At 36.7% G+C, this 22,849-nt stretch carries 23 protein-coding genes; 7 read left to right on the forward strand and 16 right to left on the reverse strand.

Annotated elements, in window-relative coordinates; all coding sequences use genetic code 11:
- Positions 1-191: 191 nt before the first annotated feature.
- From LB465_RS08410 to LB465_RS08420, 3 genes are all read left to right on the forward strand, one after another.
- Entirely contained in the window at positions 192-1,583 is a 1,392-nt protein-coding gene (locus LB465_RS08410; RefSeq protein WP_224469224.1) for a dipeptidase, read from the forward strand.
- 280 nt (positions 1,584-1,863) lie between these two features.
- Positions 1,864-2,709: a universal stress protein gene (locus LB465_RS08415; protein ID WP_224469226.1), complete on the forward strand. Its 846-nt coding sequence runs from the start codon at positions 1,864-1,866 to the stop codon at positions 2,707-2,709.
- A 12-nt stretch (positions 2,710-2,721) separates the two neighbouring features.
- On the forward strand, positions 2,722-3,174 hold the full coding sequence (locus tag LB465_RS08420; RefSeq protein ID WP_224469229.1) for a DUF1801 domain-containing protein: 453 nt from the start codon (positions 2,722-2,724) through the stop codon (positions 3,172-3,174).
- Between the two features lie 93 nt (positions 3,175-3,267).
- Here LB465_RS08420 and LB465_RS08425 read toward each other — a convergent pair whose 3' ends face one another.
- The 3 genes from LB465_RS08425 to LB465_RS08435 all read right to left on the reverse strand — a co-directional run bounded on the left by LB465_RS08425 (position 3,268) and on the right by LB465_RS08435 (position 6,324).
- The gene (locus LB465_RS08425; protein WP_224469231.1) at positions 3,268-3,906 is read right to left on the reverse strand and encodes a hypothetical protein; all 639 of its coding nucleotides are present in this window, start codon (positions 3,904-3,906) and stop codon (positions 3,268-3,270) included.
- 75 nt (positions 3,907-3,981) lie between these two features.
- On the reverse strand, positions 3,982-4,500 hold the full coding sequence (locus LB465_RS08430; RefSeq protein WP_224469234.1) for a hypothetical protein: 519 nt from the start codon (positions 4,498-4,500) through the stop codon (positions 3,982-3,984).
- A 684-nt stretch (positions 4,501-5,184) separates the two neighbouring features.
- Positions 5,185-6,324, reverse strand: a complete 1,140-nt coding sequence (locus LB465_RS08435) for a universal stress protein (protein WP_224469236.1) — start codon at positions 6,322-6,324, stop codon at positions 5,185-5,187.
- Positions 6,325-6,912: 588 nt separating this feature from the next.
- Between LB465_RS08435 and LB465_RS08440 the strand changes: the two genes are divergently transcribed.
- The 4 genes from LB465_RS08440 to LB465_RS08455 all read left to right on the forward strand — a co-directional run bounded on the left by LB465_RS08440 (position 6,913) and on the right by LB465_RS08455 (position 11,670).
- Positions 6,913-8,337, forward strand: coding sequence for an exonuclease domain-containing protein (locus LB465_RS08440; protein ID WP_224469238.1), 1,425 nt, complete (start codon positions 6,913-6,915; stop codon positions 8,335-8,337).
- A 432-nt stretch (positions 8,338-8,769) separates the two neighbouring features.
- On the forward strand, positions 8,770-9,492 hold the full coding sequence (ric, locus tag LB465_RS08445) for an iron-sulfur cluster repair di-iron protein (protein ID WP_224469240.1): 723 nt from the start codon (positions 8,770-8,772) through the stop codon (positions 9,490-9,492).
- 287 nt (positions 9,493-9,779) lie between these two features.
- Positions 9,780-10,988 carry a hypothetical protein gene (locus LB465_RS08450; protein WP_224469243.1) on the forward strand — a complete coding sequence of 403 codons (1,209 nt, stop codon included), beginning with the start codon at positions 9,780-9,782 and terminating at the stop codon, positions 10,986-10,988.
- Between the two features lie 85 nt (positions 10,989-11,073).
- The gene (locus tag LB465_RS08455) at positions 11,074-11,670 is read left to right on the forward strand and encodes a Crp/Fnr family transcriptional regulator (protein ID WP_224469246.1); all 597 of its coding nucleotides are present in this window, start codon (positions 11,074-11,076) and stop codon (positions 11,668-11,670) included.
- Positions 11,671-11,676: 6 nt separating this feature from the next.
- Here the strand turns inward: LB465_RS08455 and LB465_RS08460 are convergent, their stop codons facing one another.
- From LB465_RS08460 to LB465_RS08520, 13 genes are all read right to left on the reverse strand, one after another.
- Positions 11,677-12,459, reverse strand: coding sequence for an ABC transporter permease (locus LB465_RS08460; RefSeq protein WP_224469248.1), 783 nt, complete (start codon positions 12,457-12,459; stop codon positions 11,677-11,679).
- Positions 12,452-13,159, reverse strand: a complete 708-nt coding sequence (locus tag LB465_RS08465) for an ABC transporter ATP-binding protein (RefSeq protein ID WP_224469251.1) — start codon at positions 13,157-13,159, stop codon at positions 12,452-12,454. Before LB465_RS08465 ends, LB465_RS08460 begins: the two co-directional genes overlap by 8 nt.
- Positions 13,153-14,304, reverse strand: coding sequence for a nitrous oxide reductase family maturation protein NosD (locus tag LB465_RS08470; protein ID WP_317198427.1), 1,152 nt, complete (start codon positions 14,302-14,304; stop codon positions 13,153-13,155). The genes LB465_RS08465 and LB465_RS08470 overlap by 7 nt, the downstream gene beginning before the upstream one ends.
- A gap of 88 nt (positions 14,305-14,392) precedes the next feature.
- Complete coding sequence (locus LB465_RS08475) at positions 14,393-14,836, reverse strand: nitrous oxide reductase accessory protein NosL (RefSeq protein ID WP_224469256.1); 444 nt, start codon at positions 14,834-14,836, stop codon at positions 14,393-14,395.
- Positions 14,837-14,847: 11 nt separating this feature from the next.
- The gene (locus tag LB465_RS08480; protein WP_224469258.1) at positions 14,848-15,465 is read right to left on the reverse strand and encodes a hypothetical protein; all 618 of its coding nucleotides are present in this window, start codon (positions 15,463-15,465) and stop codon (positions 14,848-14,850) included.
- 89 nt (positions 15,466-15,554) lie between these two features.
- Entirely contained in the window at positions 15,555-17,522 is a 1,968-nt protein-coding gene (gene nosZ, locus LB465_RS08485) for a Sec-dependent nitrous-oxide reductase (RefSeq protein ID WP_224469260.1), read from the reverse strand.
- A gap of 38 nt (positions 17,523-17,560) precedes the next feature.
- Complete coding sequence (locus tag LB465_RS08490) at positions 17,561-18,154, reverse strand: fasciclin domain-containing protein (protein ID WP_394370925.1); 594 nt, start codon at positions 18,152-18,154, stop codon at positions 17,561-17,563.
- A gap of 85 nt (positions 18,155-18,239) precedes the next feature.
- Complete coding sequence (locus tag LB465_RS08495; protein ID WP_224469262.1) at positions 18,240-18,755, reverse strand: c-type cytochrome; 516 nt, start codon at positions 18,753-18,755, stop codon at positions 18,240-18,242.
- A gap of 292 nt (positions 18,756-19,047) precedes the next feature.
- On the reverse strand, positions 19,048-19,464 hold the full coding sequence (locus LB465_RS08500) for a hypothetical protein (protein WP_224469264.1): 417 nt from the start codon (positions 19,462-19,464) through the stop codon (positions 19,048-19,050).
- Positions 19,465-19,470: 6 nt separating this feature from the next.
- On the reverse strand, positions 19,471-19,884 hold the full coding sequence (locus LB465_RS08505; RefSeq protein WP_224469267.1) for a GreA/GreB family elongation factor: 414 nt from the start codon (positions 19,882-19,884) through the stop codon (positions 19,471-19,473).
- A 17-nt stretch (positions 19,885-19,901) separates the two neighbouring features.
- A complete protein-coding gene (locus LB465_RS08510) occupies positions 19,902-21,182 on the reverse strand; it encodes a Glu/Leu/Phe/Val family dehydrogenase (RefSeq protein ID WP_224469270.1) in 1,281 nt (426 codons plus the stop codon).
- Positions 21,183-21,193: 11 nt separating this feature from the next.
- Complete coding sequence (locus LB465_RS08515) at positions 21,194-21,358, reverse strand: hypothetical protein (protein WP_224469272.1); 165 nt, start codon at positions 21,356-21,358, stop codon at positions 21,194-21,196.
- Positions 21,359-21,528: 170 nt separating this feature from the next.
- A complete protein-coding gene (locus LB465_RS08520) occupies positions 21,529-22,848 on the reverse strand; it encodes a sigma-54-dependent transcriptional regulator (RefSeq protein ID WP_224469274.1) in 1,320 nt (439 codons plus the stop codon).
- Between the last annotated feature and the right edge of the window lies 1 nt (position 22,849).

Below are 22,849 nucleotides of genomic sequence, written 5' to 3' on the forward strand. Positions count from 1 at the left end.
AAATATACATAAATGTTTCAATTCACAAATAGTCTGGAAATATTTTTTTTACCTTTATCGTAATAAATTAGTGAAGAGCAATTCTACAAGATATTAGTAAAGTAAAATCACTTCGACAAAAGCCCGCCTGAATGTTTGTGGACAGGCATCGAAGTATTTCTAATCTCACTTAGTGAGTTAAAATTTCAAGTATGACAGATATTAAAAAATATGTTGAGGAACATAAAGACAGATTCCTTAACGAACTTATTGATTTACTGAAAATTCCATCCATAAGTGCAGATTCTAATTACAAAGAATCTATGCTAAAAACCGCAGAAGCGGTGAAAAAAAATTTATTGGAAGCCGGGTGTGATTCCGCCGAAATTTGTGAAACTCCGGGTCATCCTGTTGTTTATGGAGAAAAAATAATAGATAAAAACCTGCCTACGGTTTTGGTTTATGGCCATTACGATGTGCAACCCCCAGATCCTTTAGACCTCTGGAACTCCCCTCCTTTTGAACCCGTAATTAAGGAAACCAAAATTCATCCCGAGGGCGCTATTTATGCCCGGGGCGCATGCGACGATAAAGGCCAGATGTTTATGCACGTAAAAGCGCTGGAATATATGACCAAAAACGAACAGCTGCCCTGCAACGTGAAATTTATGATTGAAGGTGAAGAAGAAGTTGGAAGTGAACATTTGGGATGGTTTATAGAAAACAATAAAGAGAAACTGGCCAACGATGTGATCTTAATTTCAGATACCGGGATGATTGCCAAAGACACCCCGTCTATCACTACGGGTCTTCGCGGACTCTCCTATATTGAAGTTGAAGTTACCGGGCCAAACCGTGACCTGCATTCTGGATTGTATGGCGGTGCAGTGGCAAACCCGATCAATATTTTAAGTAAAATGATCGCTTCTCTAACCGATGAAAACAATTATATTACTATTCCCGGCTTTTACGATAAGGTTGAAGAATTAAACAAAGAAGAACGGGCAAAAATGGCCGAAGCTCCTTATAGCGAAGAAGCCTACAAGAAAAAACTCGATATCAAAGATGTTTACGGGGAAGCAGGTTATTCTACTTTAGAAAGAGCTTCCATTCGCCCAACTTTAGATGTAAACGGAATCTGGGGCGGGTATATTGGTGAAGGTGCAAAAACGGTACTTCCGGGAAAGGCTTTTGCTAAAATTTCAATGCGATTAGTGCCCAACCAGGATTGGAAAGAAATCACCCAACTCTTTAAAAAACATTTTGAGAGTATTGCTCCAGATGCGGTTAAAGTTGAAGTAAAACCTCATCACGGCGGCCAGGGCTATGTAACTCCAATAGATAATATTGGCTACCAGGCAGCGAGTAAAGCTTATGAAGCTTCTTTTGGAAAAACCCCAATTCCGCAGCGTAGTGGTGGGAGTATTCCCATAGTTTCTCTTTTTGAAAAAGAACTAAAAAGCAAGATCATTTTAATGGGCTTTGGTTTTGATACTGATGCCATCCACTCCCCTAACGAACATTTTGGCGTGTGGAATTATTTAAAAGGCATAGAAACCATCCCATGGTTTTATAAATATTTCACCGAGATGAGCCAGAAGTAATTGCTTTCTCGGCTCATTCATTGTATGAATATTGTACAAGTGAGGTGATTTGAAATCACACGTCATTCTGAACTTGATTCAGAATCTAGGTTTTTAGGAATCAAAACATGTTAGATCCTGAAATAAATTCAGGATGACGTCTATTTTCAGGATAGCTTGACGAAACTGAACTTTTCAAACCACCTCATTTTCTTTAAAACTGCTTTCAGAAAAAAATCAAAATATCCGGGAATTAGATTTAGTATATTTACAGGGATAGCTTACTAATGCTTTCTAAACTATGGAGAAAAAAATACTCATACCTTCCAACTTTACCAAACACGCCTGGAATACCCTGGTGTATGCTTTGAATCTTTACAAAAACATTCCCTGTACTTTTTATATTCTGAATGCCTATGAAGTTCCTGTGAGAATTTCACTTAAAAGGAATCACAGCGCAGAACTGGAAGCGGCTAAGGCTGAATCTGAAAAAGGACTGCAGAAGATTCTCCAGGGTTTAAATTTCAGGAAGGAAAATCAGAAGCATAAGTTTGAAACAATTTCCCGTAATGAGAATCTTGTTGAAGCCATTCAGGAAGCAATAGATACTCATAATATAGATTTAATTTTAATGGTTTCCCGGGGCGAAAATGTTTCCATAAATGCAGCTTTTGAGAATGAAATTTCTGAGGTAACCGAAAAAGTTGAGGACTGTCCTTTTTTAATTCTTCCCGAACAAATGCAGGAATTACCGGCATCCAAGAGAGAAATTGTTTTTCCTACCAATTATAAATTTCCGTTTAAAAATAAAGAGGTGGCAGCATTAGTAGATATGGCCGGGAATTTAAAAGCCAGCATCAGGATCTTATATATTGATAGCGACGGAAGGCAGCTTACTAAAGAACAGGAACAAAATAAAGAAATGCTGGAAACTTATTTTTATGATGTGGATTTCAGTTTTCATAAACTCACCCAAACTACCGTTACTACAGGAATTCACCTTTTTATTGAAAGCAGGGAAAGTAATTTCCTGGCACTTTATAAACGCAAGCAGGGCTTTTTCAGCAAACTTTTCTCCCAAAGATTCAAAGAGGAAATTGATTTTAATCCAAAGGTTCCTGTATTGATTTTAAAGGAATTGGAATAAATTTAGCTTTTTATGAACCTTAAAGCTGATTCTGTTGAAGATTATATCGCGAATGTGCCGGAAGATAAAAAACCGGGCATCATCAGGGTTCGTGAAATAATTAGCAAAAACATCCCGCAGGGTTTTACAGAAACTTTAAACTACGGAATGATTGGCTATGTAGTTCCTCACAGCATTTATCCCGGCGGATACCATGCCAACCCAAAACTACCTTTGCCTTTTATTAATATCGCAGCGCAAAAGAATTTTATCGCGCTTTATCATATGGGATTATATGCCTATGCTGAATTGCTACAGTGGTTTAAAGAAGAGTACGCTAAATTACCCATCAATAAACTGGATATGGGAAAAAGCTGTATCAGGTTTAAAAATCCTGATAAAATTCCCTTCGAATTAATCGGAGAATTAGTTTCAAAAATGAGCGTTCAGGATTGGATTGATTTATACGAAAATAAGCTGTGTTAGTTAGTATTTAGTTAGCTTAAGCTTTCAAATAATTCCAAATTTAAACAACCATTCATTTAACCTAATTTGTCTCCTGTTTCGAACTTAATATTCTTATTCCCATTTTTCCCAGATAATATTCTTTTCTGTTCTAAAATATACCTTTTCAAACTCCTTTATTCTAAGGGTATCTATTTGATCTCTTATGGGAATTTGTTGCAAATTGGGGGTTAAATAGACTTTGATATTATAATTGTAATTTTTGTCAATTTCCAGATCATAATGTTCGAAACCTACCCAGGTAATGATGAGGTTTTGAGCGCTATTTTCTTTATAAAATTTTAATTCAGCAACCCCCCTATTATTTGTTCTCTTTCGTTTGCTATTATTCATTCCCGAAATAAAAACATGTTCAAGGGGATTTTTATCATAATCCATCACCTTAATTTTTACACTTATCGAATCTTTATTGTTTCTCCAAATCTCGGTCTGGTGATAACCTATCTTCTTTGACTGTGAATTATTAAAGTTTAGAATTAGTAATTGATCGCTAAGCTCGTACTTCCCTTTACTCGGCTGGGCTTCCCCCAGGTGTCCACCTTTGGCATATTCAAAGTTTCCATCTTTATCAAAATCTAGATATTCATAGGTATCGCCAGATAGATCGGGCTTATAGTATCTTCCTTCCAATTCATCTTGAGAAAAGCTAATTATTGGAATTAGAAAAATTAGTGCCTGTAGATAGTTCTTCATTTTAGAAGTTATTTCGGGGAAATATTTATTTCTAACATAGACTGAAGGATTAACTACCGCACCATTGGGTTCTGCTTAGTTATATCTTGGAAGTAACATATCTGCAGTGCTCATATACTCAAATGGATTATTTTCGCTCCAACCAATATAGTGTAAGGAAACTTTTTCCTCAGATTTTACATAAAATCTAAACTCGAAGATTAAAAAACTATCTTCAAAATAGCCTAAATAGGTATGCCTAAAATACCTGTCGCTACCTTTTAGAAACCCCTCTTCTATTAAATCATAACCATTTAAATCTCCGTATAAACCCTTAGGCGGCTTCATACTTATTATTTCAAATTTACTTAGATAGCTATTTCTCTCGGTGATTTTCTTTGACTCATCCCAACTGGCTCCAACATTGTTAACTATATATTCGGCATTTTCTTTATGCTTTCCTTCTTCCAGATTTTCGAAAAAGTTTTTAGCAATAGATTTGGCCTGGTCTAAATGATCATCTTTTGGTGTTTTATTCAGGTCTAAATTTTGTGAAAATGTCAGATTAATTGCAAAGAAAATGGTAATAAGGCTTAGATAATTTTTAGTCACCATATGATTTTTAAATTAGTATGTAATATTTTGTTAGTTCTGTTCATTTCCGGATTTCTTATCAATTTATTTTTAACTTAAAGCTTATTTTTCTGTTCTTATTCTGGATGATTTAAATTCTGTTAAATTTAATTTTCTTTGAATTTCGGAAAGATGCGCAATAATTTCATCTTTCTTTTCTTCCTCAATCAAAATTGACGAAAATTCTAATCTTTTTTGATACGTGAAAAATTATTGTGTATAACGCCCTATATATTAACCCTCTATTTGTATGAAATTATTTTTTTCTGAAGTAACAAATGCTAGATAACTCCCAGAAATTTCCTCTTAAAAAGCTTCTGGAATAAAGTATCTGTTACGAAAACATACAGAAATATGAGATTTTGATAAAACAAACAGCCTGTAGGGATGGCTGTTGTGGTAGATTATTTCATATTAATCTACCGCTGTTAAAATTTTGTAGGAATTCCCTGAAAAATATTTAGCCATAAAAAAGTCTCTAGCAGTCGTCACAATAAGACCAAAAAAAATTATCCAGCTAAGGCTCTGGCTAAGCTATACGTAATGTGGGATTTTAAAATTATTGATTTACAAGCACTAATTTTAATCAATGCTAAAAAACTTAATATGCATTGCCCACATTACGTATAGGTGTTTTAGGTATAATGTTTATTTTGTTAGGAGGGCTTAATTTCTAAACTTACGCACTTCTGATTCAATCTTTTCATTATACATTTTATCCAGAACTTCTGTGATCATAGTTTTGTACTTCTTTGCATTAGTGCTGTCTCCCAGCTTCTCATAAACTTTAACCAAACTTTTTAATGAAGGCACGTGCATAAAACTTATACTAAGGCATTTATTGTACTCATCAATAGCTTCTTCATACAAGCCATCTTTAAACAGTTGCTGAGCTACATTAAAATGGAACTCTATATCACGGATCTTTGATTCTAATTCTAATTTAATTACATCTTCACTCTTAAGCGTTATAAAGGAACAAGGTACTTCTCGTATTACTTTTTCGGTTACACTGCCCATTAAAATTTTACTAATACCAGACTTGCCCGTTGTACCCATTATGAGTAGGTCTGACTCGTAGTGTTTAATTGTATTGAGTATTTCTTTAGCTGGCTCTCCTTGCTTAATTTCCTTCGTTATTTTTAGATCATTTAAATTGAAATCTTTTAAAAAGGTATCAAACTGTCTCTGGTAGTCTTTATCTAAAGATTCAATTTGTTCGTCTATGTTTATTTTATTCCTTATTGCAAACAAGTGAGATGCATCATAAACACTAAGAATTACTAATTCGGCATCAAATCTACGAGCCATCATAGTTGCATTTTTTAAAGCAAGTCTTGATTGAACTGAAAAATCAATTGGACATACTATACTTTTAAGGCTTAGTGATTCCTGGTTTTTTACAATAAAAACCGGCTTATTGCTTTTTTTGATAATTTTCCCTGCATTTGAACCTAACTGAAAAACATTATCTTTTAATTTTTCACCTGCTCCTGCAAATATTATGTTCGCTTCTATTTTTTTTGAAACTTCAATCACTTTATCAGAAAAATCTCCATACTCTAGAAAAGGCTCCATTGGTGTAATCCCTTTATCCTTTATGAGCTTATTCATTTCACCCAATTCTTTTGCGGCAAATTTCTTCAATAAATCATCTGTCTTTTTATTTCCTGTGTTAGTTGGGAGTACATACACAAGGGCAATTTCAGATTCAAAAATTTTTGCCATATCTATGGCATTTTCCACAACATTTTCAGAAGCATTGCTCAAATCTGTTGCAACTAAAATTCTCTTAATTAATTTCATTTTAATTCTTTTTAATTAATGGACCAATACTTTTTTAATTAGGGCTTTGTATAACACATCAACCACCCCTCTTACATAATCAATCCCTTATTCCGTTAACAGTAATTCTCTCCATAAAACAACTACCAGGTATCTTGAGTAAATTTGCTCTTCAGAGCTTCCGGAATAAGTAGGCTTATTCCAAAAAAATTTAGAAATATGAGATTTTCGATTCAACAAACAGCCTCTAGGGATGGCTGTTTTAGTAGATTATCTTATAAAATATATCGCTGTTAAATTTTATAACAATATAAGAAGAAGATTAAAATTTTGTAGGAATTCGCTGAGATTTATTTTAACTGAAATAAAGTGTATAGAAGAACTTAGATCCTGAAATAAATTCAGGATGACGACTTAAAAAACTGAAATATCCCGAAGCTTCGGGACAGGATAAAGACTTCAAAAAAACCTGAAACAGACATATCAGGTCTAGTTTATTTCATCTTAGAAGCTGAAACAAGTTCAGCTTAACGGAAGATGAATAGGAATATATCCATTATTTAGTATTTTTTCCTTTTAAAACTTCAGAAATAATTATAATTTGGCCGTATGAAAGATGTGAAATTTGCCATAACCGATATTGAGACTACAGGCGGCGGGATCAAGGGAAATAAGATCACCGAAGTTTGCGTGCTGGTGGTTCAAAATGGAGAAGTTATAGACGAATATAGTTCTTTGGTAAATCCCGGGACCGAGATTCCTTTATACATTGAAACCCTTACAAACATCAATGATAAAATGCTGGCCGATGCGCCTAAATTCTCTGAAATAGCTTCTGAAATTGATCGCATCACCAAAGATTGTGTCTTTGTAGCTCACAATGTAAATTTCGACTATAACATTATTAAGGCAGAATTTAATAATCTGGATCTTAGCTTTCAAAGAAAACGCCTTTGTACGGTAAGATTGGCCAAGAAACTTATTCCGGGACTTTTTTCTTACAGCCTGGGAAATATTTGTACCTCGATTAATATTCCACATACCGACAGGCACAGGGCTCGTGGTGATTGCGAAGCAACGGTTACGCTTTTTCAGCGTTGCCTGGATTTAGATCCCGAATATGAAGTTTTCACCGCTTTTCTGAATCAAAGAACGGCGGCCTCTTACCTTCCTCCCAATTTTAAAAATTCAGATTTCGAAAAATTGCCTACTTCCACCGGAGTATATTTCTTTAAGGATAAAGACGGAATTCCGCTTTATATTGGCAAGGCAAAAAATATTAAGAGCCGGATAAAATCTCATTTTCAGGAAAAATCAAACCGGAAATATAAGTTGATGCAAGCCACTTACAGCATAGACTACGAGCTTACCGGGAGCGAATTGCTGGCACTTTTACGGGAGTCGGCGCTAATCCTAAAATATTTTCCTGAATTTAACAAAGCCCAGAAAAAGGTGAGCAGGCCCTATACCCTTACCTCCTATCACAATCAAAAAGGAATCGAGCAGTTTGTGATTCATAAAAATAAAGTTTCTCCAGTAAGCTGGATGAAGTTTTACACCCGCGAAGAAGCCATTAAATTCCTGGAATATATTTGCCAGGAATTTGAGTTATGCCCCAGGTATTGTGGTTTACAAACCGGCGTTTCGCATTGCAGTCATTATAAAATTACCAGTTGCAGCGGGATGTGTAAAGGAGAAATTGATAAAGCCGAATACAACCACCGGGTTTCTAAAGCCGTAGATTATATAAATCAATATGAAAATTCCTGCCTGCTGGTTGAAAGAGGAAGAACGAAGGCTGAAAAAGCTTTTATCTACCTAAAAAAAGGCCGATATGCCGGTTACGGCTATGTAGAAAATTCAGATGATTTTAATACCGATCAATTTGAAGATTACCTGGTTCCGCAAACAAATTCCAGTTATGCCGACAGGATTGTAAATAAGTATTTAAATACTAAAAAGAATGTGACCAGATTGGAGCTTAACCCGGTTGAAGAAGTGGAAGAAAGAGAAACAGAAGAGTGGTTTGGGTGATTAGCGTTTTAAATATTTGATTTTTCATTTTTTCCATTGATGAAAAAACGAAACAAAAAAATCTAGGCTTACAAAACTTTATCTAAATTCATCGTTCAATCCATAAATTTTAGGAACTCTCCCGATAAAAATCGGGATCAAACAGCCTAAAATTTTACGGGATCTTCACTTCAAATTTTACGATAAATTTTTGATAGGCCAGAAAAACGATCTTTACAAAAGAGATTTATATACATCAAAAAAAATTCGCTACTCATTTATGATAGGTGACTGCTGTAAATAGCGAAAAACGTTTAGGACGTTGATAGTTTTTGTTTTAAAAATAATTCAAGTTACATCTACGAATTTTCCCATTATGACCTGACTCATAAAATAGCGGAAGGACAAGGCAGATATTTGTAAGGCAATATTGTTCAACTTAAAGCTATTATTATGAATACAGGAACTGTGAAAACCGTAGCCGACTATGTTACCGAAAATATTAAAAATGCGCACCTGTTTAAAAAACACGGGATCGATTTTTGTTGCGGTGGTGGAGTTAGTTTAGCCCAGGCTGCGGCAAAAGCCAATGTGAGCCTTGAGGTACTTGAAAAAGAATTAGAAGCTACAGCTTCGGTTACCACGCCGGGTTACGATTATAAAAACTGGAAACTGGATTTCTTAACCGACCATATAATACATGTTCATCACCATTATGTGGAAGAGAATATTCCGTTACTTATTCAGTATGCAGCACGTGTAGCCAAAGTACACGCCCACGAAAGACCGGAACTCATAAAAATTCAGCAATTATTTACCGAGGTAGCCCAGGAACTAAGCGCCCATTTAAAGAAAGAAGAACTTATTCTATTTCCGTTTATAAAAAAAATGGTGAGAGCCCAGGAAGAAGGAACACCGGTACCACAACCTCAATTCGGAAAAATTGATAATCCCATTAAAATGATGGAAACCGAGCACGATGATGCCGGGGCTATTTTTAAAGAAATTTCAGAATTAAGCGATAATTATACTTATCCGGAATGGGCCTGCAATACTTACAGGGCGTTTTATGCAAAACTAGAAGAATTTGAAACCGATTTGCACCATCACGTACATTTGGAAAACAACATACTTTTCCCCAAGGCGATTGAGCTTGAACGCAGTTTAAACAGTTAAAGGTAATTTTACTTTGGAACCCCAACCCCTATGTGAAATTTAGTTTTTTATTTTAGAAATGTTTTTAATTGTGTTCAAGGAACCCCGTAGCAGCAATGTTACGGGGTTAACATTTTATAGTGGTTTTATAATCAAACCGCTAGATCGTCATTGCGATCCCGATATTTATCGGGAGAAGCAAGCTGTAGATTTTAGGTAATCAATGCAGATTAATTCACTTCGTTCGTAATGACGTTCAAGGTTTAATTTTTAAACTAACTTCTTTTCTTTTTAGTATCTTTCGACCTATGCTGCGTTTAGATTTAAAAGCTCATCACAAGATTGCTATTGCCTATTTTTTCCTGGCAGCCCTGCTGGGAATTTTACTGAGATTATTTTATGTAACTCCCGTTTCCGCAAATTATAAATACATTCTTCACGCTCACTCTCACATTGCTTTATTGGGTTGGGTATATCTTGCTTTAACCGGAATTATTTACCGCTTGTTTTTTCATAAAACCAAACTTTCTAAAAAGTACCTCTATATTTTCCTGGCTACCAACATTAGCCTATTGGGAATGTTATTCAGCTTTCCTTTCCAAGGCTACGCGGTGATATCCATTATATTTTCCACACTTTTTCTTTTTTGCTCATATTTCTTTGCCGGTTTTATTTTAAGAAATACTCCCGAAGAGTACCGTAAAACCCAAAGCTTTAAACTTATAAAAGCAGCGCTGTGGTATATGGTGTTTTCCAGCATTGGGCCCTGGGCGCTTGGAGGCATTATGAGCACATTGGGCAATACCTCAATTTGGTACAAACTCTCTGTTTACTTTTATCTGCATTTTCAATATAATGCCTGGTTTTTAGTAGCACTGTTGGGAATATTATTTTATCTCTTTCAGAAATTAAATTTAGACTTTGGCGCAAAGGAATTTAAGCGTTTTTTTCTGCTGCTGAATTCAGGGGTTCTTCTAAGCTTTTTTCTTTCTACCTATTGGACAAATCCGCCGGTAGTTTTATACCTGCTGGGCGCACTCGGTGTAATTCTACTTTTGATGGCTTTCTACCAACTTTTCGCATTTATAATGCAGAATAAAAGTCTTCTGAAATCGGGGTTGAGTTCGTTTAATTATCGAATTTTAATGATTTCAGGGATATTGTTAGTCGGTAAAATTTTAATGCAAAGTCTAAGTTCTTTACCATATTTCGCAGATTTAGCTTTTAATAACCTTGATTTTGTAATTGGCTATTTGCACTGGGTTTTCCTGGGTTTTGTTTCCCTGGCTTTATTCGCTTTTCTTAACTGGTTAGACTTGATACGAATTCCGAAAAAGGCTTTTTACCTTTACCTCAGCGGATTTATAATTTCCGAAACTCTTATTTTCTATAAAGGTTTGGTGCTTTGGTTAGAACTTCCATTTTTCGGAAATTATTTTCTGTTACTGGTTTTAGCTAGTGCCTTAATACCAATTGCCGTGGGATGGATCTTGGGAGTCAATTTATTGAAGAGATAAGCGATGAATTACTTAGCTTTGACATTATGATCACATATGTGGTCTCCTTGTTTTTTATAAGTTTGTTTTGATTAAAATATAAAATATGATTTCGGAAAATATCTTACTGGAATTTGGAGCTTCAAAAGAAACCTACCATAAAGGTGACCAGCTATTTAGGGAAGGGGAAATTGCCCTTAATTTCTTTCAGATTATTTCCGGGGAAATAAAGATGAATAATTACAATGCTGATGGCAAGGAATTTATCCAGGGGATGTTTACAGACGGACAGAGTTTTGGCGAACCACCGCTATTAGCCGATGTAAAATATCCTGCCAACGCTGAAGCTATAAAGACTTCAGAAGTTTTAAAACTGCCAAAACTAAACTTCCTGGAATTACTTACCCAACATCCTAAAACACATCTAAAACTAACCCGCACCCTTGCCGAACGCCTTTTCTACAAAGCGATTATGGTTTCTGAAATTTCGAGTCAGGATCCTGAACATAGAATCATCAGGATCCTGGATTACCTGAAACGTTATGTGCATCAAATTGAAGGGCAGTTTAAATTTAAAGTGAACCTTACCCGTCAACAAATAGCCGATCTAACCGGATTACGTGTAGAAACCGTGATTAGAGCTATGAAAGGCCTGGAGAAAAAAGGCGAACTAAAAATTAAAAGCGGAAAAGTTTATCGTTAATTCAGTCTAAAAATCTTTTTTTGAAGCGATCCTCTTTATTCTCCAAACTGGAAATACCACCCAAAGAATAAGCACGAAGACAGAAGTAAATGCACCCAGACCGGTTCCGAAAAACTGCTTGAACACTGCACCGGTATAACCCAGCAAAGCCGAAATATCCAGTTTTAACAGGATTAGAATCCTGGAAAGATCAATAGGATTTAGCATACTTGCCACCAACGAGAATTTATCCAGTGGATAATCCTGGAAGTATACCAGGGACAATAAAAAGAGGCCGTCATAAACCACGGCCAGGAAAAGCCAAACCAGGATTGCCAGACCAAAACCCTTTATCTTATTCTCATTAGACAAAGCAATATTAAAGGCTATAGCGGTAAAAATAAAGGTGAGGAAAACCCCGGAGATCAAAAGCGAGGCAAAATCCCAAATTGCGCCCGATTGGAACAAGCCGTAGATGATAAATGGTAAACCTAATCCGAGGATAAGGCTGGCAGACAAAGATATCGCTACACCCAGATATTGCCCCAAAAATATTGAGCTTCTTCTTACCGGTTGAGCCAGGAGGAGTTCTGTGAATTCTCGCGAATTATAGAAGTACATCACTCCAAAAATAGTCCCGATAAGGGGTACCAGGATAATAATGACATTCATTAAGGTAATTACCGCATTGGAGAGATCGTTGTTCAAAAACAACAGCACCACTCCTAAAAGCAGATAAAAAAAGAAGTATACATAGCTCCAGCGGCTACGGGAAAGATCGTAAAAACTATATTTTAATATTTTAAGCATGGTTCTCGGTTAAAATGTTGGCTATAGCGTGTTCAAAATCCTTCTCCCCTGTAGAGGTTTTTAGTTCTTCCACAGTTCCGTTAAAATAAATCTTGCCTTCTAGCAGAAATACGATCCTATCTGATATTTCTTCAACAAAACTCATAATATGCGAGGTGATGAGGATGGTTTTTCCCTTTGCTTTTTCCTGTTGAATAAGCTTTCGCAGGCGAATAAGTGAAACAGGATCCAGCCCAGATGTGGGTTCATCAAGAATAATTAGTGGGCTATCAAACATAAAACATAATACCAGATTCACTTTCTGCTTGCTCCCACCAGATAGGTTACTGAGCTTTTTATCCAGAAAAGGTTCCAATTTAAAGAGATCAATAAGTTCCCGGTCCCGCGCTTCTTTTCCACGCAGATCCTTTATCATATCAATAAGTTCCTGAACCCTTAGGTTACCGGGGAAATTAGCGATCTGCGGCAGATAATCTATATCTTTACGGTAATTCCAGTGTTTCTTTACCTTTTGACCATTCACGTCAATTTCACCCTTCTGGGGTACTACCATCCCCAGGATGCTTTTTATAAGCGTCGTTTTCCCCGAGCCGTTTGGGCCTAATACGGCTATAATCCCGCTTTCGGGAGTTTGAAGGTTCAGTCCATTAAGGACAACCAGGGAACCGAATTTTTTATGAAGATTTGTAATACTTACCATTGGATTCTTTTCATTTGGGGTTGTTCATCGATAAGATCGGCCGGGGTGAAAATAGGGGAAACTTTCTCGGAAAAATCCAGCATATCTATAAACATACTTCTTAACAGAACGATTGCTTCCGGAGTTTTGTTTACCAGGTAAGAGAAAAGCGTTACCGGCCGGAAAGGCACATCCCCTATCCCATCTTTGTCCAGATCGTAGCCAGAATAGCCACTCCAGTAATTATTGATGAATTTATTTTCGTTAAGCCTTCCTGTGTAGGCTACATCAAAAGAGTTATAAAGGAAGTTATTCCGCTCAAAAATATTGTCGTAAACAGCACCGCGAATCCTAATCGCATAGCCGTTGTTCTTAAAATCGTTCTCGATATAATTTATACGATTAGTATTATCGGCACTAATAGCTATAGTATTATCCTCAAAAATATTATTTTTTAACTCTGAGTCGTTTATCTCTTTTAGAAGAAGTCCGTAAGAGGCGCTGCCCCAATTTTTTCTGAACTGGTTATCCTGCATATCAATAAATTTAGAGTACATCACGGCTACTCCCGCTCCATTGTTTTCAAAGATATTACCTCTATACAGATCTTGGTCTGAAAACATAAAATGCAGACCATATCTTAGATTGTCTTTGCATAAATTATTCAGGATTTCAGAGTTATTCACGAATTCCAGGTAGATACCATCCCTTAAACCAATTATTTCATTATTCTTAACGGTTATTTTTTCCGCTTTCCATAAATGCACACCATTGCCCGAGGTTGCCTGATTTTTAGCATTACTGGTGATTTTATTACCGGAAATAATCCCATCAGAAGAATTTTCTAGCAGGATGCCAAAAAAAACCTGGTCCAGCCTGTTGTTCTTTACCTCAAAATTTTTAGAGTTTGAAATCAGTATACCCGCGAAGTCATTGGTATGGCTCCTCCCTACATTGATAATCTTTAGCCCTTCTATAGAAAATTTTTCTGCTCTTATGCTTATTGCAGTACCTTCCATTTCGGCGTCTATTACCGGAAGGCCTTCCCCGATTATTGTAAGGGATTTATCGATAATGGTGATATCGTGTTCTTTATAAACGCCGCTTTTTATCCTGATCACATCACCATTTTCAGCCCTGTCAACAGCAACCTGAATGGTCTTCACCTCACAACTTTTACAGACCTCGATCTCCTGAGCCTGAAAGCTTGTTGTTAAACCGAGAAATAAAAAAAGAAAATAAAATCTGCCCATGTTATTGGTAACTTGTAGTTATTGAATCGTTTTGAAGAAAATGGGCCTTTAATTCTTCCCAGCTAAATGTTCCTTCAGATCCATCAATAACCACAGGACTTCCTTTTTCAAAAGCAGCAAGGTTACCACCCATAGGAGATTTAATACTATCATTTATAACAAAACCGGTCTTATTAACATCTATCATAGTGCCCGGTTGCTCAAAATTGGCAACCAAATTTACTGATATATTGTAATTATGCTGAAGCTGGTCGCTGACCATACATTCTATAGCATCATATTTATATTGCTTTCCTTTTTCACTTACAGCCTGCGCAGCATAAGCTTTACTCACAATAGTCATCTCGCAAAAATCACAATTATCGTTACCGTAATCTATTGGTTGGGGTTCATAACTACAAGCAATGAATAGTACGAGCATAAGTAGGTAAATTATCTTTTTCATAGCTTTAATTTTTATTTAGCCACCGTCGCTTTTGCTTTCTTCCCAATCCACCAGGCAACTAAAGTTAGCAACATTCCTGTAAACATTAAATAGGCACCTGCTTTAGGATAAGAATGTGCTGTAAAATTCAGAATCTTCTGAGATCCCAGCAAGGGCGGTTTGTAGCTTAATGGCTCGCCTTCAGAGTCGGTTAACTTCATAATCGCCTTAGGATCAAGATCAGTTCCGTAGTCTGTAAGCCAGTTATTGAAATCCATCATTCCTAAAATGCCTAAAACGCTCATTAGTATGAGCCAACCTAAGAACCAGTTTGGACCTATAACCTTAAAGAAGCCCAGGATTCCCAGAAGGACGCCTAGAGCGGCCATCCCACCTATTACCAGAGGGAAGACATTAAATTCCCACATTTCTGCAGGCTTAGGGATCTTTTTCATCCCAATATAGTGGTTTATACCATCTATGTTCTGTATATCAAATTCTTCTTCGCCCTGAATTCCACTTATATAAATATTCATCCCCAGAGGATCTGGATACTGTGGCGCTTCCAGTTGAATGTTCCAGAGTGGATAGATAAACAGGCCGAGCAGTAAGACTGAACCTATTACCATTAAAATTCCTGATTTTTTCATTGTTAAGGGGATTTTTAAAAGAAAGCGGGTAAATTTTCCATCCACCCGCCTTTCTCAATCTAAAAAGAACTAGTTTTCAACTAAATAAACTAATTAATCTCTTCATCATCCAAAGTCCATTTCAATGGTACATTTGAATTCTGGCTGGATACTCTCACGTATCCCTGCATTTCCTGGTGAAGCGCTGAACAGAAGTCGGTACAATAGAATGGCCATACCCCTTCTTTTTTGGGTTCCCAGGTAATTGTTTTGGTTTGTCCGGGCATAATCAAGAGCTCAGAAGTGTTTGCACCAATCATAGCAAAGCCGTGTGGTACATCAAAATCCTGCTCAAGGTTAGTAACGTGGAAGAATACTTTATCTCCTACTTTTATCCCTTCAAGGTTATCTGGTGAGAAGTGACTTCTCACTGTTGTCATATATACGTGCACTTCATTCCCATCACGAACCATTTTTGTTTCAGATTCGCTAGTCGCAGCATATTCGTGCTCATTTTCATCCAATCTGTAAATTTTTTGAGACTTTGATTTGATCTTATCCGCAGGAATACCGGCAGCATAGTGAGGCTCTCCGTGAGTTGGGAAGTCTAAAAGAAGTTCCATTTTCTCTCCGGAAATATCATATAACTGGGCTGAGTGTTCCAGCTCAGGTCCTGTTGGCAGGTAACGATCTTTAGTGATCTTATTCATAGATATCATATACTTCCCGAAAGGCTTTCTTGAGTTACCTCCTGGAATCATATTGTGGCCCACAGAATAATAACTTGGTTGTCTGTCCAGTACTTCCCAGGTTCCTAATTTCCATTTAACAACTTCAGACGAAATAAAGAATGTAGTATATGCATTTCCTTTTCCGTCAAATTCAGTATGCAATGGTCCCAGACCTCCTTCTTTAACAGTTCCTGCAAGTGTAGACTCGAAGTTAAGAATTGGAATTCCGTAAGCATCACCCTCATAATCTTCATTTTCAATAGCAGTAATCATTTTTGAAAAAGAGTGAATAGTAAGGTCGGTAGAAAGTTTACCATTACCCACAATATACTCTCCTGAAGGATCTACATCGCAACCGTGAGGAGATTTTGGAGTTGGCATAAAGAATACAGCTCCTTCCACTTCTCTTGGATCTACAGTAAGAACCTTATTTTCCATTGTCGAAGTAGCAGTCTGGGTACTGTGATCAAAAACATTATGTGCATATTCAGCGTCGATCTCTTCTCCGCCTCCATTTTGTACATATTCCTGGATCTTTTTCCAGTTTACAGCAGCAATGAAATCTTTATCATTCTGAGAAGCGTTAACTTCCTGCATAGTATGAGCTTCTTCGGTGTTGTAGGTAGTAAAAAAGAACCATCCGTGAGAATCTCCACGTCCAGGGTGTGAAAGATCGTAGTTAAATCCAGGCATTTTCAGCTGGAAATCGATTTTCATCCTTCCATCATCTCCAACAGCGATAAAGGTAAGAGGGCCCTTAAAGTTGCCTTTCATTTCATCGATAGGCATATCCCTTTGTGGATAAGGTACGGAAAAACGGGTTCCGGCTACCACATATTCTGTATTTTCAGTAACAAAAGATGAAGAGTGGTTTCCTGCACTGTGAGGGATCTCGATAATCTCTTCCGTCTCGAAGGTCTCAAGGCTAATACGTGCAATCCTTGGAGTATTGTTCTCGTTGATGAAAACCCAACGTCCATCAAGTTCTCCGTTAGTTTGAGAAATATCGGGATGGTGAGCATCTCCCCATGGCACGAATCCAAAGGAGGTATTTAACATTGGTACTGTTTCCTCTGAATATCCATAACCATTGGTTGGGAATTGTGAAAAAACAGGGATCTCTTTAAGCATTCTTCCTGAAGGCAGGCCGTAAACAGTAAGATTACCACTGTATCCTCCAGAAAGGAATGCATAGTATTCATCATGCTCTCCCGGTGCAACGTAAACACGTTCGGCAGCGTTACCTGTAATGGCGCCAGATTTCTGATCAGAAGATCCACCATTACCGCAGGATTGGATAAATAGTCCCAGAACACCCAGGACCGCGATTTTAAAAATATTTTTCATTAGATCGGGTTTTAATTTATTATTTGAAATTAGATTGATTATTCTTTTGGTAAAATGACATCTTCAACCACATGTACCCATCCATTACTCACTTTAACGGTACCTATAATTTTAGCTCCTCCCACAACAATGTCTTCTCCTTCTTTACTTACTTCAACATTTTCTCCTGAAGCCATATAAAGGGTACGCCCTTTTTCGATATTTTTTTCAAGCATATCTATTGGATAATTGCTGGGCGCCACATGATTTTTAAGTATATAAGCCAGTTTAGACTTATTTTCAGGTTTTAAAAGATCTTCAACGGTGCCATTAGGGAGTTTATCGAATGCCGCATTTGTAGGAGCAAAAACGGTAAGTGGCCCTACATTTACCAGGGCGTTTTCAACCCCGGCTGCCTGAACTGCAGCTACCAGAGTGGTATGGTCTTCAGAATCCATGGCTAAGCGTAAGGCATTTGGATTTTCACTGTCGTCATCAATAAAGGCCTGGCCTTTATTAGAACTAGCATTGTTTTCTGCTTCAGCAGGTGCGGAAGGAGTCTCGCTTTCATTGGTGTTATCCTTACATCCAATAAGTACTGAAGAACTTATTAGCAGAAAAGTCATCATAAAAAAGGAAATTGATCTCATCATTTATCGGTTTGATTATATTTATTCAATTAAAAAGTTAATTAATTACGAATTTATAATTGAAATGCTTGTAAATATATGAGCAGCATCAGTTTTGCTCATCATATTGTCTAAAATACTCTACCAACGCCCTAGCTTCATCTTCTTTAATTCCCTGGTTAGCCATTACTGCCATATTGGACTCAATAAGGAGTCTTTTAGCAATAGGATCTTCCTTGATCATTTGTTCAGGATTAAGTATCATGTTCATAATCCATTCAGGAGAACGTCTTTCGGTTACGCCGGCTAATTGAGGACCAACAAATTTTTTATCCATCTTATGGCAGGCAGAGCACATATTCTTAAAAATGACCGCCCCTTGGTTTGCCATTTCTGAATCAATACTCTCGGGTAAATCCACAGATTTTACAGGTCCAATTCCTTTATTGGCTAAAGGATCACCAGAATCCTGAGATGTGTTGTCGGTTTCAACCTTTTCTTTTTTAGGTTGCGAACCATAATCATCTAAGCGAAGATCTTTTTCTTTGTCCTTTTCTGAATTGCCACAAGCCGTGAAAGAAATAACCAGGGCTAAAGCCAATCCTATTTTTACAATTAATTTCATATTGATTGTTTTTGATTTCAGGAGTAAAATTACCCTACATGTCAATCTTATTTTATGACTCCAATCATAAGGAAGGTTATTAATTAAAAAAATCCACTTAATTATCTGATATAACGATATTTACAAGGAATCCAAAGGAAGATTTTTAATGTATTTTTGAAGAAAAATCTAAATAATTTATATCAATCTTATTCTGAAGATGGGCATATCTGGTCATTGGTTTTTATAAACAAAAAAAGGGCGGTTAAAAACCGCCCCAAATTAGTCAACCAAACACAGTCAAATTTAAAAACTAGTTGAAACTAACTTTTAAGAATTTAAATATTAAAATTTTAAGCTGTCTGAAGTCTTTAAAATGTTTTCGAAGTGTATTTTTAAAAACCAGGTGATCTTTCAAGTAAAAATTTTCACACTGCACATCGTCACATTCCTTTAATCCTTCAAGTTTATTTTTGTAATCAAAGAAGGTACTTAAATGAAACTCATTGGCTTTGTTTAATAACTCAAGTTGCTTTTTTAAGTAAGAGGCATCTTCTTTATTTATCTCCACACTTATAGTTTCTTTTAAGCCTGATCCTAAAATATTGCTGAAGAAATTAATTTCCTCACTAATATAAATCAGGTGCTCCTCCCAGTCTTCTGATTCAGATTGGATACTTAAAATTTGTATTTCCTCATCATTATGATGTTCCTGAAATTTTTCCATCATCTTACTTTATTTTTGCATTTTCATTTCCCTTTCCTTTTGTTCCACTTTTATAATATTAATAGAATTTTTACCGGTAGGAAATTCCCATTCTACCTTGTCTCCCTGTGCATAGCCAAATAAAGCCAGGCCCATTGGAGCAAGAATAGAAATCTTATTTTCTTTAATATTGCTATGATCTGGAGTGACAATCTGGTATGTTCTGTTTACACCAAAAGGAGTAGCGATTTCAACTTTAGAATTAAATCGCACTACATCTTCGGGCATATTTTTTTCACTCACAATTTTAGCAAAATCAAGTTCGTTCTTTAGCTTTTCTATAGACGCACGATAGGTACTATCTTTATAATATTGTGCCATTGAAACTATTCGTTTTAAAAGCTCATATTCTACCTTTTCAATTATAATGACATCATATTTCATTTCTTCACAACAATTAATTAAGGAAATATACCTCGCTGGTTATAGGCTGTCTCAATTCTAGAAATAGCTAAAATATAAGCCGCCGTACGCCAGTCGGTTTTTCGTTCTTCCACTTCTTTTTCCACCTTTTTAAACACCTGAAGTAATTTTTTCTCCAATTTCTGCATCACTTCATCAAGTTCCCATAATTCACCATTCCTGTTCTGTAGCCATTCAAAATAACTACCTATCACTCCTCCGGAGTTACACAAAATATCGGGAATAATAGTGATTCCTTTTTCTAAAAGAATCGCTTCACCTTCTTCATTTGTAGGTCCATTAGCACCTTCAGCAACTATTGATGCTTTTATTTTATAAGCATTATCTTCGGTAATTTGGTTACCAAGGGCCGCCGGAATTAAAATATCGCATTCCAGGCCAAAGAAATCTTCAGGATTCATTTCGTTTGCTTGAGTAAAGCCCTGAATAGACCCTTTCCTCGGACTTGAATGTTCAAATAAACTTTCAACAGAAATCCCATCTTCATTAAATAAAGTAGCGTGCGCATCCTGTACGGCAATCATTTTGGCACCATCGGCTATCAAAAATTTTGAAGCCCAATAGCCAACATTTCCAAATCCCTGCACGATAAATGTTTTATCTTTTAAAGATTCTCCACGAGATTTCACAAGTTCTTTCGTGGTTAAATACACTCCAAAACCGGTAGCCCGGTCGCGGCCTTCCAAACCTCCTGAGCCAACCGGCTTCCCAGTTACTACGTGTTGGTTTTGAGAGCGCTCTGAAGTTGAAATTGTAGACATATAGGTATCTGCAATCCAGGCCATAGTTTGTGCATTGGTGTTCACATCTGGCGCGGGAATATCATGTTCCGGACCTATATTTTCACCTAAGGCATAAGTAAACCTACGAGTGATTCGTTCCAGTTCGGCATCAGAATAATTCCTGGGATCTATTTGGATCCCTCCTTTTGCCCCACCATAAGGTAAACCGGCTAACGAAGTTTTCCAGGTCATCCACATAGCAAGTGCTTTGGCAGCATCTACATCTACGGTTGGGTGGTAACGCAATCCACCTTTATAAGGTCCAAGGGCATTATTATGCTGAACCCGATAACCGGTAAAAATCTCTACTTTTCCATTATCCATTTTCACAGGAAAATGTACTACTATCTCGTTATTAGTTATCTCAAGGATCTTCTTAATATTCGGATTTAAATCGATGATGTCGGCTGTTTTATTAAACTGTTTAATAACCGTATCATACATACTCTGCTTGGGCGTAGTCTTTGTCGCTATCATGTTTTTACTTTTTATTCAAAATGTTCACAATACATTTTTCTGTTGTCTTTCCAGGTGCACTGGTGCCTTAAATCGCAATTAAAACAAAGCGTTTTAAAAAGTTCGCTCCCTGCACGCTGCAGCTCTTTTTCGCTTTCTTCCAAAACTGCCGGCCTTTCCATTTCAGCTATATTCATAGAATCTGTATTTTGGAAAGCATTAATGCTAAAGCTGTGCCCAAAAGATTAAAAAACGGGCATCACAATTAGAACTAATTGATTATCAGTAATAATGACGGATAAATATAATTCTTGTTATTTTTTCTACTGAAAAGAAATTACCCGAATGGGAGATAATTACCCGGAGTTTATTTAATCTTTTCCCGCAAGGTTTTACGGTCTATTTGAAGTATTTCTGCAGCTTTGGTTTTATTTTGTTCTACTGCTGCAAGAACTTTTAGAATATGCTTTTTTTCTACCTCTTTTAATGCCACTAATTCTTCATCTACAATTGGAACCTGGTATTTTACTGAAGCAGGTAAATCCTGCGGAAGAATTTCATCTTCACACATAATTATAGCCCGTTGAATTACATTTTCTAATTCCCGAATATTCCCCGGCCAATTGTAACGGTTTAAAATTTCAACAGTTTTATCGGATAATTTTAAATTGTTCTTGCCATAATCTCGCTGGTATTTATCGAGAAAAGTTTTTGCTAGCGGTAGAATATCTTCCTTTCTTTCCCGCAAAGGTGGAGTTAGAATATCTACCACATTTAAACGGTAATAAAGGTCCTCCCTAAAAGTCCCTTTTTCTACCATTTCGCGTAAATCACTGTTTGTAGCGGCAATAACCCGAACCTTGATTTTTTCTGAATTTCTAGCACCCAGTTTTCTCACTTCTTTTTCCTGAAGTACACGTAAAAGTCTAACCTGAACAGCCAGGGAGGCCGTACCAATTTCGTCTAAAAAGATAGTACCTCCATTTGCCGCCTGGAAGTATCCCTCGCGAGTTTCTGAAGCACCGGTATAAGCACCTTTAGTAGCCCCAAATAGTTCTGATTCGAGTAAATTTTCTGGAATCGCGCCACAATTCACAGCGATAAACGGGTTTTGGGCAAAAGAACCTTTATAATGAATAGCACGGGCAACAAGTTCTTTCCCGGTCCCGCTTTCCCCTCTTATTAAAATAGTCGCCCGATTATTTTTCACCCTTTCTATAATATCAACCAGCTCTTCAAACTTTGCTGAGGAACCAACCATCCCGGCGTAATTGTTTCTTAACTCATTAGACGTGCTTGATTTTTGAACGGAATTACGGTTTATTAAAGATTTTTTAACTGAAGTAAGTAATTCGGATTTTGTAAATGGTTTGGGCAAATAATCTAAAGCACCAGATTTTATTGCTGTTAGCGCATTATCTATAGAAGGATAGCCGGTAATTACCAATTTGGGGATTTCGGGATAATGATCGTCTACATATTTCACTAATTCCATTCCATTCATTCCCGGCATTTGTAAATCTGTGATCAATAAATCTATGCTACTGTGCTTTAAAATATCTATCGCTTCCATCACCGAACCCGCTTTGTAAGTATGGTAATTCTCCTGTTTTAGATGACGGTCCAATACCTCGAGCATATCGTAATCGTCATCAACAATCAGTAAGTTTTCTTTCCGTATAGACATA

The organism is Salegentibacter lacus, from assembly GCF_020164555.1.
GTDB lineage: Bacteria > Bacteroidota > Bacteroidia > Flavobacteriales > Flavobacteriaceae > Salegentibacter > Salegentibacter lacus.